At 33.4% G+C, this 15,498-nt stretch carries 13 protein-coding genes; 10 read left to right on the forward strand and 3 right to left on the reverse strand.

Annotated features, from left to right (window positions below; all coding sequences use genetic code 11):
• Positions 1-94 precede the first annotated feature (94 nt).
• Positions 95-1,828: an ABC transporter ATP-binding protein gene (locus ACZM4J_RS06645; protein ID WP_428244710.1), complete on the forward strand. Its 1,734-nt coding sequence runs from the start codon at positions 95-97 to the stop codon at positions 1,826-1,828.
• A 242-nt stretch (positions 1,829-2,070) separates the two neighbouring features.
• On the opposite strand, the gene arcC is transcribed toward ACZM4J_RS06645, so the two are convergent.
• Together arcC and ACZM4J_RS06655 are read right to left on the reverse strand one after the other, a co-directional pair.
• A complete protein-coding gene (gene arcC, locus ACZM4J_RS06650) occupies positions 2,071-3,003 on the reverse strand; it encodes a carbamate kinase (protein ID WP_489485882.1) in 933 nt (310 codons plus the stop codon).
• 450 nt (positions 3,004-3,453) lie between these two features.
• Positions 3,454-3,753 carry a metal-sensing transcriptional repressor gene (locus ACZM4J_RS06655; RefSeq protein WP_022166017.1) on the reverse strand — a complete coding sequence of 100 codons (300 nt, stop codon included), beginning with the start codon at positions 3,751-3,753 and terminating at the stop codon, positions 3,454-3,456.
• A 195-nt stretch (positions 3,754-3,948) separates the two neighbouring features.
• On the opposite strand from ACZM4J_RS06655, the gene ACZM4J_RS06660 reads away from it, so the two are divergent.
• A complete protein-coding gene (locus tag ACZM4J_RS06660; protein WP_489485883.1) occupies positions 3,949-6,210 on the forward strand; it encodes a heavy metal translocating P-type ATPase in 2,262 nt (753 codons plus the stop codon).
• Positions 6,211-6,309: 99 nt separating this feature from the next.
• On the opposite strand, the gene ACZM4J_RS06665 is transcribed toward ACZM4J_RS06660, so the two are convergent.
• The gene (locus ACZM4J_RS06665; protein WP_428244708.1) at positions 6,310-8,223 is read right to left on the reverse strand and encodes an ABC transporter ATP-binding protein; all 1,914 of its coding nucleotides are present in this window, start codon (positions 8,221-8,223) and stop codon (positions 6,310-6,312) included.
• Between the two features lie 149 nt (positions 8,224-8,372).
• On the opposite strand from ACZM4J_RS06665, the gene ACZM4J_RS06670 reads away from it, so the two are divergent.
• The 8 genes from ACZM4J_RS06670 to larB all read left to right on the forward strand — a co-directional run bounded on the left by ACZM4J_RS06670 (position 8,373) and on the right by larB (position 15,488).
• Positions 8,373-9,011, forward strand: a complete 639-nt coding sequence (locus ACZM4J_RS06670; RefSeq protein ID WP_117999485.1) for a redox-sensing transcriptional repressor Rex — start codon at positions 8,373-8,375, stop codon at positions 9,009-9,011.
• A 13-nt stretch (positions 9,012-9,024) separates the two neighbouring features.
• On the forward strand, positions 9,025-10,497 hold the full coding sequence (locus ACZM4J_RS06675) for an NAD(P)H-hydrate dehydratase (protein WP_489485884.1): 1,473 nt from the start codon (positions 9,025-9,027) through the stop codon (positions 10,495-10,497).
• A 52-nt stretch (positions 10,498-10,549) separates the two neighbouring features.
• On the forward strand, positions 10,550-11,731 hold the full coding sequence (alr, locus tag ACZM4J_RS06680) for an alanine racemase (RefSeq protein WP_022166012.1): 1,182 nt from the start codon (positions 10,550-10,552) through the stop codon (positions 11,729-11,731).
• A 70-nt stretch (positions 11,732-11,801) separates the two neighbouring features.
• A complete protein-coding gene (locus ACZM4J_RS06685) occupies positions 11,802-12,149 on the forward strand; it encodes a type II toxin-antitoxin system PemK/MazF family toxin (protein WP_117999487.1) in 348 nt (115 codons plus the stop codon).
• 81 nt (positions 12,150-12,230) lie between these two features.
• The gene (locus ACZM4J_RS06690) at positions 12,231-12,959 is read left to right on the forward strand and encodes a YebC/PmpR family DNA-binding transcriptional regulator (protein WP_428244706.1); all 729 of its coding nucleotides are present in this window, start codon (positions 12,231-12,233) and stop codon (positions 12,957-12,959) included.
• Positions 12,960-12,971: 12 nt separating this feature from the next.
• Entirely contained in the window at positions 12,972-13,709 is a 738-nt protein-coding gene (locus ACZM4J_RS06695; protein WP_117999488.1) for an HAD family hydrolase, read from the forward strand.
• 191 nt (positions 13,710-13,900) lie between these two features.
• On the forward strand, positions 13,901-14,716 hold the full coding sequence (gene larE, locus ACZM4J_RS06700) for an ATP-dependent sacrificial sulfur transferase LarE (protein ID WP_489485886.1): 816 nt from the start codon (positions 13,901-13,903) through the stop codon (positions 14,714-14,716).
• Positions 14,706-15,488 (forward strand): nickel pincer cofactor biosynthesis protein LarB, encoded by a 783-nt coding sequence (larB, locus tag ACZM4J_RS06705; protein ID WP_489485887.1) that lies wholly within the window; start codon positions 14,706-14,708, stop codon positions 15,486-15,488. Before larE ends, larB begins: the two co-directional genes overlap by 11 nt.
• Positions 15,489-15,498 lie beyond the last annotated feature (10 nt).

The raw sequence follows: 15,498 nt of genomic DNA on the forward strand, positions 1-15,498 counted from the left end.
AGTAAAAGAACTCCTTTGCCGTATAAATTAATTTTATATGACAAAGGAGTTTAATTGCGTTTTACAATATAGAAATATTTTAGAGGACAATATTATGAAAGAAAATCTTAAGAAAATGATTAGCTACTATAAACCGTACAAAAGAGTGTTTTTTGCAGATACTCTTTTTGCAATTATAGCATCTATAGTAGCTCTGATAATACCTTTGGTAGTTAGATATATTACTTCAACAGTTGTGCATATGAACCCACAACAGGCATTTAAACAAATTATGTACATTGCAATAGCTGTTTTTGTATTAATAATAATTCAAATTTACTGTAATTATTTTATATCAAATTATGGGCATGTAATGGGGGCAAAAATAGAATATGACATGAGAGCAGAAATTTTTGCACATTTTCAGAAAATGCCTTTTTCATTCTTTGATGACCAAAAAGTAGGTCAGTTAATGTCCAGAATCACATCTGACTTATTTGACATAACAGAATTACTACATCATGGACCTGAAAACGTAACTATTTCAGTAATAAAAATTATTGGTGCTTTATGTATTTTATTAAGTATCGATAAAAAACTTGCATTAGCTGCATTTGCTTTAGTTCCATTTATGATTGTCTATGCATATTTCTTTAATAAGAAAATGAAGCAGACATTTAGAATCAACAGAAAGAAAATAGCAGCCATTAACGAGCAGATAGAAGATAATTTGTCAGGTATCAGAGTAGTAAAATCTTTTGCCAACGAACAGCTTGAAAATGAAAAATTCAAAATTGGTAACAAGGCTTTCTTAGAGGCAAAGAAAAACAACTATAAATACATGGGTGGTTATAATGCCGGTCTAATAGGTTTTAATACCATGATTAACTTGGTGGTTATAGTTGCAGGTGGCATTATGTTTACAAAAAATATGGTTAATGTAACTGATTTTGTAACATTCCTTCTTTATATAAATATTTTTACTGATCCTGTTAAAACATTGATTGATTTTACAGAGCAGTTCCAAAATGGATATTCCGGCTATGAAAGATTCAGACAGATTCTGGATATGGAACCTGAAATTAAAGATAAAGAGGGGGCTAAGGAACTGACAAATGTTGTAGGGAATATTAAATTTGATGATGTATCTTTTAGATATAATGATAATGATCATAGAGTTTTAAAGCACATTAATCTTGAAATTCCGGCAGGCTCCTATATTGCCTTAGTAGGTTCGTCAGGTGCAGGCAAAACAACACTGTGTAATCTTATACCGAGATTTTATGATGTAACAAAAGGAAGTATATCTATTGATGATGAAGATATAAGAAATGTGAAATTAAAATCTCTTAGAAACAATATTGGTATGGTACAACAGGATGTTTACCTTTTTGCCGGTACAATTTATGAAAATATTAAATATGGGAAGCCTACGGCAACAAAAGAAGAAGTAATTGCTGCTGCAAAAGAGGCAAATGCTTACGACTTTATAATGTCACTGCCAAATGGTTTCGACACAGACATTGGACAACGAGGTATTAAACTTTCAGGTGGTCAAAAACAGAGATTATCAATAGCAAGAGTATTTCTTAAAAATCCACCAATTCTAATTTTTGATGAGGCAACATCAGCCCTTGATAACGAAAGTGAAAAAGTAGTTCAGGAGTCAATGGAGAAACTTGCAAAGAACAGAACAACTCTTGTAATTGCCCATAGACTATCAACTATTAGAAATGCTGAAAAAATCCTTGTTCTAACCGAAAATGGTATAGAAGAGCAGGGAACTCATAATGAACTAATAAATAAAAAAGGCATATATTACGATTTGTACAACATGACAGAAGTATAAAATAATAAAGTGTTTTTTAGGGCCTTCTAGTAAATAAAAGTGGTCATTCACAAATTAACGAAAGCACGCTCCCGCTGCCAAACGCTGGTAGTGGTTCTATCAAGCCAGCTACGCTGCCTTAATGAACCAACCGCGTTAGAGCACTTTCTTTTTAATTTGTGAATGACCACTTTTAAGCTTCTATAGAACAAAAAATACTCTCGTTACAAAATAGTAATGAGAGTATTTTTTGTTCTATGAATTTATTTGATTATTGTACCAATTTTTCCACGAATTCCTTCTTTAGCTTTTGAAAGATTTGTGATAATTGCTTCACGTCCTTTACCGGCCTGAACAAATGATAATGACGCATCAATCTTAGGAAGTGAAGTTACAGGATCAAAATAGCCTTCTTCAATTAATTTCTCTGCATCAGAAGCAGTAAGTTCTTTTAATTTTTCTGTGTGACCGTCTTTTTCAATTGTAAGATAGTCGCTTGATGTAAGAATCATAAGAGTAGAAGCGTCTAACATGTCTGCAAGTTTTGCTGCTGTGTAATCTTTTTCAATGATACCGCTGGCACCCTTTAAACCTGTACGCTGCTGTAAAACAGGGATACCGCCGCCACCTGCTGCTATAACTAACTGGTGAGCATCAACTAAAGCCTTAATGGCATCAATTTCGTAAATATCAATTGGCTTTGGACTTGCAATAATTCTTCTGTAGCCGTCTTCGCCTTCTTCATATTCAACGTAGTTTCCTTTTTTCTTTTCGTTATCAGCTTCTTCCTTTGTCATTAAACGACCAATAACTTTTGAAGGTGCGTTAAATGCCTTGTCAAAAGGATCAACTCTAACCTGTGTAATAATTGTACTTACAGGTTTGTAAATGCCACGTGATAATAATTCTGTGCGAATGGCATTTTGCAAATCAAAACCAATATATCCCTGACTCATAGCACCACAAATTGACATTGGTGCAACAGTTCTGTTTTCGTCAAGTCTTGAATATTCAGTCATGGCTGTCTGAATCATTCCTACCTGTGGTCCGTTACTATGAGTGATGATCACTTCATATTTTTCTTCAACTAAATCTGCAATAGCTTTTGCAGCGGCTTTAACTCTTTCCTGCTGCTTTGGAAATGACTCGCTAAATGCGTTTCTTCCAAGGGCAACAACTACTTTTTTGTTATCCATAATACTGTCTCCTTATCCGTTAAAATCAATATATATAGTATAAGATAAAATCACTTAAAATACAATAAAAGACATTAATTTAACAGGATTAAAAGATAAAATTATCATGCTTTAGAGGCATATTTAGCTTATGAATTAAAGTATTTGTTATTTCTGGATAAAAAGACTAGCTTAATGTAAGCAAAAAAATATTTGGAGGCATTATGAATTATTCCTTTGATAAAGTAGTAAATAGAAGAAATCCCCTAGAAAGTCCTTTGAAATATAAATGAAAATACGAAATGAATTTTGCAAAATTTAAAAAATTCCATACAAAAACTACACAAAAAATAAGACAGCAACGCTCACTGCCTTATTTTTCCTTTAAATGAAACTTTTTTAGAATTTCTTATTAAATTGCCATTATTTAAAATAATTTTAGAATGCCAAGTGACATAAAATGTAGTTAAATTATTTAATGATTTTCTGGAGAAGGGCAAGTAGCTCTTCCACCTTTTCATCTTCACCATTTCTAATGTCGTCAACAATACATGTTCTAATATGATTATTTAAAAGTTCTTTATTGAAAGCCGTTAAAGCTGCAGATACAGCAGAGGACTGTACAAGAATGTCAACACAATAAGTGTCATTTTCAACCATACCTTTTATGCCTCTGATTTGTCCCTCAATACGACTTAATCTGTTAATTAATTTTTTTCGTTCATCATCACTTCTGTGTTTAGTGTGACAGCTACAACAATTATCTGACATATACAATACCTACCTTTACAAAGTTATACTAAAAACGTATAAAATTTTACATAATTATAAATAGTATATAAAAGGAAAATGAGAGTGTCAAATATAAACTTGACAAATACCCCTAGGGGGTATAATATAAAGGTGAAAAATGAAAGGAAAAGGTATGTTCTGCTCAAAATAGGACAGGTATATCAGGTAAATATAATGAAACAATATAATGTTACAGGAATGCACTGCGCAGCCTGCAGTGCCAGGGTAGAAAAGGCTGTATCAAAAGTAGAGGGAGTGACGTCCTGTTCTGTTAGTCTGCTAACAAACTCCTTAGGGGTTGAAGGTGATGTTAGTGACAAGGAAATAATTAAAGCTATAAAAAAGGCAGGATATGGAGCATCAGTTAAAAAGAAAGACAAAAGTGAAAAAGCTGTAGAAGAAATCGATGATTCTCTTGAAGACAAGGATACACCTGTTTTAAAGAAAAGATTAATATGGTCTTTATTCTTTTTAATTATTTTAATGTATTTTTCAATGGGTCACATGATGTGGAATTGGCCACTGCCTTCGTTCTATGACAACAACCATGTTGCAATGGGCTTAACTCAGATGTTACTTACAATAATTATTATGGTTATTAATCAACAGTTTTTTATTTCAGGTTACAAAAGCCTGTTTCAGTTAGCACCTAATATGGACACCCTTGTGGCGTTAGGTTCATCGGCAGCTTTTGGTTATAGTACAGTATCATTATTTTTAATGACATCTGCACAGGTTAAAGGCGATGAGGCGTTGGTTATAAAATATATGATGGAATTGTATTTCGAATCGGCAGCAATGATTTTAACATTAATTACAGTTGGAAAAATGCTTGAATCTCACTCTAAAGGTAAGACTACGGATGCATTAAAAAGCTTAATGAAACTTGTTCCTAAAACAGCAAATGTTATACGTGACGGTAAGGAAATAAATGTTAATGCATCAGAAGTTTTAAAGGACGATGTATTTGTTGTAAGACCGGGAGAAAACATACCCGTTGATGGAGTTGTAATAGAAGGTCATAGTGCAGTAAATGAATCTGCCTTAACAGGAGAAAGTATTCCTGTTGACAAAGAAGAAAACAGTATGGTTTATGGGGCAACAATAAATCAGTCAGGTTTGTTAAAATGCAAAGCAACCAAGGTTGGTGAAGATACAACTTTATCTCAAATTATTCAAATGGTAAGCGATGCTGCGGCAACAAAGGCACCAATTGCAAAAGTAGCTGATAAAATTTCAGGTATATTCGTACCGGCAGTTATTTTAATTGCAATTGTTACAATGATTGGCTGGCTAATACTTGGAAAAGAAATAGGTTTCGCTCTGGCTAGAGGAATTTCAGTTTTAGTTATAAGCTGCCCATGTGCATTGGGACTTGCCACACCTGTTGCCATTATGGTTGGAAACGGTAAGGGTGCAAAAAACGGGATTTTATTTAAAAACGCAGTAGCATTAGAAGAAACAGGAAAAATCAATGTTATAGCATTAGATAAAACCGGCACAATTACTGCAGGAACTCCAAAGGTTACAGACATTTATCCAATGGAAGGGATTACTGATAATGAATTACTTCAAATGGCATACAGTCTTGAAATAAACAGTGAGCATCCTTTGGCAAAAGCTGTTGTGGAAAGAGCAGAAGGTGACGGTATAATTTCAGAAGAAATAACTGATTTTCTGGCTTTAACGGGTAATGGCTTAACAGGCACATTAAATGGTGAAAAGTTATTAGGCGGTAGTATTAAATATATGGATGAAACTATTGGTTTAAATGAAAAAGCCAAAGAAATATCCCAAGAGTATGCAAGTCAGGGTAAAACACCATTATTGTTTGCAAAGAATAATAAATTAATGGGTATTATTGCAGTTGCTGATATTATAAAAGAAGATAGCGCTCAGGCAATTAAAGAATTACAAAACATGGACATAAAAGTTGTAATGGTAACAGGTGATAATGAAAGAACAGCCAATGCAATTAGTAAGCAGGTTGGAACTGATGATGTAATTGCAGGCGTTTTACCGGATGGTAAGGAAGAAGTTATCAAACAGCTTAAATCAGGTGGAAAGGTTGCTATGGTAGGTGATGGCATTAATGATGCACCTGCACTAACCAGAGCTGACATTGGAATTGCCATAGGAGCAGGAACAGATGTAGCAATAGATGCAGCTGATATTGTATTAATGAAAAGCAGTTTAATGGATGTACCGGCTGCCATAAAGCTAAGTAAAGCAGCACTTAGAAACATTCACGAAAACTTATTCTGGGCATTTATATACAATGTTATAGGCATACCTTTAGCCATAGGTTTGTTTATACCATTTGGAATTACATTAAATCCCATGTTTGGGGCAGCGGCAATGAGTTTAAGTAGCTTCTGCGTTGTATCAAATGCATTAAGATTAAATTTTGCTAAGATTTATAGCAAAGAAAAGTAAAAAAATAAAAAACAAACATAAAACAGAAAGGGGACAAATTACTACTTAACAGTAGAAAATCTTGTCCCGTTTTTGTAATAGAAAAATCTTTAGTGATTCTTATAACTGATCAGAAAGAATTTCCCATTCCTCCATAAGCTTATCTAGTTTATCACTGATTTCATTTTGCTCTTTGCCGATTTCATTTAACTTGGCTGAATTGGTTGAAACACTTGGATCAGCAACCATTTCATCAAGTTCATTTAAGCGGTCTTCGTATTTTTTGATTTTTTCTTCTACTTTTGAGATATCATTTTTCAATTTTCTAATCCTTGCGGCTTCCGCCTTCCTTTCTAAATAATCCTGTTTGTTGCTGGAAGTAGTTTTCTCAGCATTTGCTTTTTCTTCCTTAGGAGCAAAAGTAGCAGTAAGTTCTTCCTTTTTCTCCTCATAATAATCATAGTTACCAAGGTAATTAATAAGTTTTGTGTTTGTTAATTCAAGTATACGACTGGCAGTCTGGTTTATAAAATATCTGTCGTGCGATACATACAAAACTGTTCCTGTATAATTATTTATTGCATTTTCCAAAATTTCTTTTGAAGCCATATCCAAATGGTTTGTGGGTTCGTCCAAAATAATAAGATTAGCTTCCGATAACATTAATTTGGCAAGGGAAAGGCGTCCTTTTTCACCACCACTTAAATCTGATACACGCTTGAAAACATCTTCCCCTGTAAACATAAAAGCAGCCAGAGTGTTTCGGATTTTTGTATTAGTCATATTTGGATATGAATTTGCTATTTCTTCAAATAAAGTATTTTCATCTGTAAGATTGTGTTGTTCCTGGTCATAATATCCAATATGTACATTTGTGCCCAACTTAATCATACCTGAGTCTGCATCAACTAAGCCGTTTATTATTTTTAATATAGTGGTTTTTCCTGTGCCGTTATCACCAATAATTGCTACATGTTCACCACGTTTTATTTCAAAACTTATATTCTTAAAAAGAAGAGTATTATAAGATTTTTCAAGGTTCTCAACAGACAAAACATCGTTTCCACTGACAATGTCAGGCTCCAATTTAATGGTCATGTTATTTTTTAACTCTTCAGGCTTTTCAATTAGATCTATTTTTTCTAATTGCTTTTCACGGCTTTCTGCACGCTTATAAAATTTTTCCTGTTTGTAAGAGCGAAGTTTGGCAATAACTTCTTCCTGATGTTTGATTTCACTTTGCTGTTTTAAATAGGCATTCATTGTAGCAACTCTTAATTCCTGTTTTTTTACAGCAAAGTCAGAATAGTTACCACTGTATACATGTGCTTTATGGTTTTCAATTTCTATAACTTTAGAAACTATCTTGTCTAAAAAGTAGCGGTCATGGGCGATTATTAAAACAGCCCCGTTATAGTTAAGCAAATATGTTTCCAACCATTTAATTGAATTTAAATCAAGGTGGTTAGTAGGCTCGTCCAACATAATAATATCAGGTTTTTCTAACAAAAGTTTGCAAAGGGCAACACGAGTTTTCTGACCACCTGAAAGATTACCAACAGACTTATTAAAATCATCTTCCGTAAATCCAAGACCTTTTATTACACCCTCAATTTCACTTTTGTATGAATAGCCATTTAATAACTGAAAACGATGTTCCAGGTTAGTGTAAGTTTCTATTAATTTAGAAAGTTCATCACCTGAAACCTTTGCCATTTCTTTCTCGTATTCCAAAAGTTTTTGTTCCATGTCAATTAAGTTCTGTTTAACAGATTTTACTTCTTCGTAAATAGTAGTGTCTGAACCTAAATCCTGATACTGGGCAAGGTAACCGATAGTTTTATCCTTGCCAATAATTACGTTTCCCTCATCAGGTGAAAGTTCCCCCATTATAATCTTCATAATGGTAGATTTGCCGGCACCGTTATTTCCAACAATGGCTGCTTTTTCATTATCATTTATGAAAAAAGAGCAGTCATTTAAAATTGTTTCAACACCGTATGATTTGCTTATATGATTACATGATAATATCATGAGAATCCTCCTGTTTAATTGAATTTCACTAATTAACTAGTTTATCATAAAATGCTGAAATTTAAAACAAAATATAGAATGACAAATATTTGACAATCTTTTGCTATATCCTTATAATTAACCATATATATATAAGGTAGGAGAATGTGATGAATAAAATCTCAAAAGCGGTAGTTTCAAGACTACCACGTTATTATAGATATTTAGATGAGTTAAAAGCTCAAAACATCGAAAGAATCTCGTCAAAAGAGCTAAGTCAGATGATGAATGTTACAGCATCTCAGATTAGACAGGACTTAAATAATTTTGGTGGTTTCGGTCAGCAGGGATATGGGTATAATGTACAATATCTTTATGACGAAATAGGAAAGTTACTTGGTCTTAATGTACCCCACAAAATGGTTATTGTAGGAGCAGGAAATTTAGGTCAGGCTATTGCTAATTATGGCAACTTCAGAAACAGAGGCTTTGAAATAACAGCATTGTTTGACAAAAATCCTGATTTAATTGGTAAGAAAACACAGAATGCGGAAATTTTAGATATTTCTACACTTTATGATTATGTTAAGGAAAATAATGTTGAAATTGTTGCGTTAACATTACCAAAAGGACCGGCTAAGGAAGTTGCTGAAAAATTAGTAGAATGTGGAGTAAAGGCTTTTTGGAACTTTGCTCATACAGATTTAGGCTTTGGCGGGGACATTTTAGTTGAAAATGTTCATTTGTCTGAAAGTTTAATGAAGCTTACATATAGAATATCAGAAAAGAATAAACAGGAGAGTTTATAGATAGGAGTGGCCTATGAAAAATATTCTTACAAGCAGTGAAATGAAAAAAGTTGATACTGAAACAATTGAAAGAATCGGGATTCCGGGAATTGTTTTAATGGAAAGAGCGGCTTTAAGTGTTACTTCTTTAATTATGGAAAATGAGCCGGTAACAAAAACTGTTCAGGTTATAGCCGGTGTAGGAAATAACGGAGCAGATGGTCTTGCTATATGTAGAATGCTTCATTTGAAAGGCTACAATACATGTACATGCGTTATTGGTGACATTAATAAGGCAACAGAGGATTTTAAAACACAGCTTAGAATAAATGAAAATCTTGGCATAAGTATTGTTGAAGATTTTGCTGATTGCGATATTTTTGTTGATGCAATTTTTGGCGTTGGTTTATCCAGAAAAGTAGAAGGTAAGTATAAGGATGCCATTGAATATATAAATAATCAAAGGGCAAAGGTTTATGCAGTGGACATTCCATCAGGCATTGACGGAAGTACAGGAGAAGTTCTTGGAGTTGCGATTAAGGCGGACTATACTGTGACTTTCGGCTTTCATAAAGTTGGTACGGTATTGTATCCGGGAGCAGATTATTGTGGGAAAGTCATTGTAAGCGATATTGGATATGAATCATGGGAAAACAGTGATTTTATAAAATATGCTACAAGAGAAGATTTAAAATATCTGCCAAGAAGAATTAATTATTCTTATAAGGGTAATTACGGTAAGGTTTTAATTATTGCAGGCAGCAAAGAAATTTCAGGTGCCGCGGCACTGTCCGCTTTGGCTGCTTTTAAAACAGGTGCAGGTATGGTTCGCATATTTACACACGAAAATAACAGAAATATTTTAGGGAAGCTTTTACCGGAAGCAATGATTAATACTTATACAATTGATAAATTTGATATTAAGTCATTACAGGCAGCAATTAAGTGGTGCGATGTAATAGCAGTAGGTCCCGGAATGGGAACCGGTGAAGTTCAAACAGAAATTGTTAATGAAGTGTTAGAATCAAAAATACCTACAGTTATTGATGCTGATGGTATTAATACAATATCAAGACATAACGAAATAAAAGAAAAACTTCATGATAAAGTTATTTTAACACCTCATCTTGGAGAAATGAGCAGATTCCTTGCAGTACCGGCTAAAGAAATTGCACAGGATTTAATTAAATATACAAGAAAAGTCAATTATAAATATGGCGCCACAGTTGTTTTAAAAGATGCAAGAACTGTTATGGCTAATAAGAAAGGGACTTATATTAATTTAACAGGCAATAGTGGTATGGCCACAGCAGGAAGTGGAGATGTTCTAACAGGTATTATGGTAGCTTTGCTTGGTACAAAAACAGATTTTGAAAAAGTTCCGGCACTGGCTACGTTTTTGCATGGAATAGCAGGTGATTTGGCAGCCATGGAATCAAGTAAGGAATCCATGATGGCAGGAGATATTTGTAATAATATTACAAAAGCTTACAACGGCGATTTTTAGAATTAAGATTAGAAGACAATGAAAGGTTGTGGAAAAAGTGGAAACAGTAGATATGGATAAAAAATATTTTAGAGTTTATGCAACAGTTGATTTAGACAAAATTCACAGAAATGTTGAATTAATGAAATGTAAAATGAAAAAGGAAACAGGAATTGTTGCAGTAATAAAAACAGACGGTTATGGACATGGAGCGGTTCCAATTGCAAAAGCATTAGATGATATTTGTTATGGTTATGCAGTTGCTACAGCTTACGAAGGACATAATTTACGAAGACATGGAATAACAAAACCAATATTTATTCTTGGTTACACACCTGAATGTACTTACGAAACTGTTGTTAAGGAAGGTATGATACCTGCAGTTTTCTCAATAGAAGATGCTAAGAAATTGTCTGATATAGCAATTAGCTTAGATAAACATGTAAATATTGATATAGCAGTAGATACAGGTATGAGCAGAATCGGCTATATACCAAGTGATGAAGCTGTGAAGGAAATTGTAGCCATTGACGCACTGCCAAATGTAAAAATCGAGTCGATTTTTACTCATTTTGCAAAGGCTGATTATGTTGACAAAAGTGTAGCTTACAATCAGTTTAAGGAATTTAATGATTTTGTGGAAAAAGTAGAGTCAAATGGTGTAAAAATACCGGTTCACCAGTGCGCTAACAGTGCAGCCATTATGGAAATGCCTGAAACATCATTAAGCCTTTCAAGAGCAGGAATTTCAATGTATGGTCTTTATCCATCAGATGAAATGGACCATGAGGCAATGAAACTAGAACCTGCAATGAGTATATATTCACATGTAATATATGTAAAAGAAATTCCGGCAGGCAGAGGTGTAAGTTACGGTCATACTTTTGTGTCTGATAAGCCGATGACTGTTGCAACAATTCCTGTAGGTTATGGTGACGGCTATCCAAGAAACTTAAGCAACAAAGGCTATGTTTTAATTAATGGTAAGAAAGCTAACATCATTGGAAGGGTATGCATGGATCAGTTTATGGTTGATGTTACAGGTATGGATGTAAAAGTTGGCGATAAAGTTACATTAGTAGGTACTGATGGGGACGAAACAATATTAATTGATAAATTAGCCGAAGAAGCAGGTACTTTTAATTACGAATTTATTTGTGATTTAGGAAAAAGAGTGCCAAGAGTTTATTTAAAAGATGGAAAAATAGTTGGCACAAAAGATTATTTTGAAGATGATTATAATCTTGAATTTTAATTTATAAAATTGAATACACATTCCAAAAAGTGGAATACTATAGTTATTATAATAGATTTGGAGTGTGGAAATGATTATAAAAAGAGGCGATATTTTTTATGCTGACTTAAGACCGGTTATTGGCTCTGAACAAGGTGGTATAAGACCGGTTTTGATTATACAGAATGATACAGGAAACAGACATAGTCCAACAGTTATTGTTGCAGCAATTACATCTAAAATGTCAAAGGCAAAACTGCCAACTCATATTAGAATAGACAAAAATAAATGCGATATAATTAAGGATTCGGTTATTTTACTTGAACAGTTAAGGACTATAGATAAACAAAGATTAAAAGATAAAGTCTGTCATTTGGATGAAGAAATGATGGGGACGATTAATAAGGCATTGTGCATTAGTCTGGAATTAGATACATAGATGTGCAAGTTGACTATTAAAATATAAAATGTTACACTTTAGAGTGCGTGTAAAATAAGAAATACAAAGGAGTGGAATTTTATGTCAGGACATTCAAAATTTGCGAATATTAAACATAAGAAAGAAAAAAATGATGCAGCAAAGGGAAAACTTTTTACAATTATAGGTAAGGAAATTGCTGTAGCAGTTAAGGAAGGCGGAGCTGATCCCGACAATAACAGTAAGTTACGTGATGTTATTGCAAAGGCAAAAGCTAACAACATGCCAAACGATACAATTGACAGAGGTATTAAGAAAGCTGCAGGTAACGCAGCGGCTGTTAATTATGAAACAGCAAGATATGAAGGATATGGACCAAACGGTACAGCTATTATTGTTGATGCCTTAACAGATAATAAAAACAGAACAGCAGCAAATGTTAGAAACTGTTTCACAAAAGGTGGCGGTAATGTAGGAACACAGGGTTGTGTATCATATATGTTTGACGAGAAAGGACAGATTATCATTGATAAGGAAGAATGTGATATGGATCCTGATGAACTTATGATGGTGGCATTAGATGTAGGAGCTGAAGATTTTTCAGATGAAGGAGATAGTTATGAAATCTTAACTAATCCTGATGCTTTCAGTGAAGTTCGCGAAGCTTTAGAAAAAGAAGGAATTAAGATGGCAAATGCTGAAGTAACAATGATTCCTCAGAATTATGTTACATTAACAGACGAAGAAGCTATTAAGAAAATGAACATTATTATTGACAGATTAGATGAAGATGAAGATGTTCAGCAGGTTTACCACAACTGGGACGAATAGGATTAGATATTAATGAACACAGTATTATTTGATTTAGATGGAACATTACTTCCAATGGACATGAAAGAATTTACCGACATGTACATAAAACTTTTAAGTAGTAGACTGGAATCATCCAATTTTGATTCAAAGAAAATTGTTGCCGGGCTTTGGGTTGGCGTGAAAGCAATGGTTGCAAACGACGGTATTATTACAAATGAAGAGTGCTTTTGGAAAGCTTTTGCTAACTTCATGACAGGTGGCGGTGGGAAAATGGATTCCAAAGAAAAACGTAAGATTCAAAAAGAAATTACGAAGTTTTATAAAGAAGATTTTTCCATAGCAAGATATGTTACAAGCCCTCTTGAAACAGTAAATGAATGTATAGAAATTTTAAAAGAAAAAGGTTATACATTAGTTGTTGCAACAAACCCTATATTTCCGGAAGTGGCAATTTTAGAACGTTTGTCATGGACAGGATTATGTCAGGATGATTTTTCATTAATAACTACTTATGAGAATTCATGTTTTGCAAAACCTAACATTGAATATTATAAACATATATTAAAGGTTCTTGATAAGGATGCTGAAGATTGTTTAATGGTTGGAAACGATGTTACAGAAGACATGTGTGCTTCTCAAATAGGAATGGATGTATTTCTTTTAGAAGGTAATGTTATAAATGAAAATAATATTAATGTATCAGAAATAAAAAAAGGAAATTGGAATGTATTTAAGCAGTATATATCCAATCTTCCTACTTTAAAATAAAAATATAAAAAGAAGAAAAGTTGTTAATAATGACTTTTCTTCTTTTTACGTAATAGGAAATTGTTACAGCTAATTCATGCTTTTTAGGCATAAAATTGTATATAATATAGGCATTTGCAACAGTTTTATATATATTTTTAAATATAAAATAGTTTAATAAAAAATATGTCTATTGGAAGGAACTGATTAATATGGATAAGGATTTAGAGGTTAAATACAATAATTTAAAAGAATATTTAAAATCATTAGGAAGCGTGGCAGTAGCATTTTCAAGTGGAGTAGATTCTACATTTCTTCTGAAAGTTTCCCATGATGTATTAGGAGATAAGGCAATAGCCATAACATTAAATGCGGCGGCTTTTCCTGAAAAAGAAACTAATGACGCAAGAGATTTCTGTAAGAGTGAAGGCATTAAGCACATAATATGCGGTTATAATCCTTTGGATATTGAAGGCTTTGCCGACAATCCACCTGACAGATGTTATATTTGTAAGAAAGTAATTTTTTCTGAAATAAAGAAACTTGCAAAAGAAAATAATATTGCCTATGTGGCAGAAGGCTCAAATATGAGTGATAACGGCGATTACCGACCGGGCTTAAAAGCTATTGAGGAGCTTAAAGTAGAAAGCCCACTTCAAAAGGCAAATTTATATAAATCAGAAATTAGAGAATTGTCTAAAATTTTAGGTTTAAAGACTTGGGATAAGCCAAGTAAGGCGTGCTTAGCATCAAGATTTGCATACGGCGAAAAGATTACAGAAGAAAAACTTATGATGATTGATAAGGCTGAAGATGTTATAATTAGTAAAGGTTATGTACAATCAAGAGTAAGAGTCCATGGAAATCTTGCCCGTATTGAAATTCTTCCTGAACAAATAAATGATTTTATTGTAAATGACAGGGAAGAAGTAGCTACATTGCTTAAAGAAATCGGCTTTTCCTATGTAACCCTTGATTTACAGGGCTATAGAACAGGTAGCATGAACGAAATTTTAAATGAAAAATAAAAAGAGAGTTAGTATGGATACAAAGGAATTATTACAGTTAGTTGCTGAAAAAAAGGTTTCTGTAGATGATGCATTATTAGAATTAAAGAAAGAGCCTTTTGAGGACTTAGGTTTTGCCAAACCCGATTTTCACAGAAAGCTTCGACAGGGAGTTGGGGAAGTAATTTATGGCACCGGTAAGACACCTGACCAAATAGCAAAAATTTCAGAAAGCTTCATAAAAAATAATCAAAGTAATATTCTTATTACTAGAATGAGTAAGGAAGCGTCAGATTATGTAGAGAAGTATTTAGAAGCTTTGGAAGTTACATATTTTTATGATGAAATATCAAAAGTTGGTATTGTTGGAAATTTGGTAGAAAAAGATGGCCTAGGCAAAATTGTTGTTGCAACAGGTGGCACAAGTGATATGCCTGTGGCAGAAGAGGCGGCTCTTACGGCAGAATTTTTAGGAAATCATGTTGAAAGATTATATGACGTAGGTGTGGCAGGTTTGCATCGTTTGCTTGATAATGTGGATAAAATAATGGAAGCAAAGGTCATAATTGCCATTGCAGGCATGGAAGGGGCACTTGCCAGTGTTATAGGCGGTTTGGCAGATTGTCCGGTTATTGCCGTACCTACAAGTGTAGGTTACGGGGCAGCCTTTGGTGGTATAACCCCACTTCTTTCAATGCTTAATTCATGCGCAAGTGGTGTAAGTGTTGTTAATATTGATAATGGTTTTGGAGCAGGCTATATGGCAAGTCTGATTAACCATATAACAAAATAATTTATAAGGA

Source organism: Eubacterium sp., assembly GCF_057858645.1.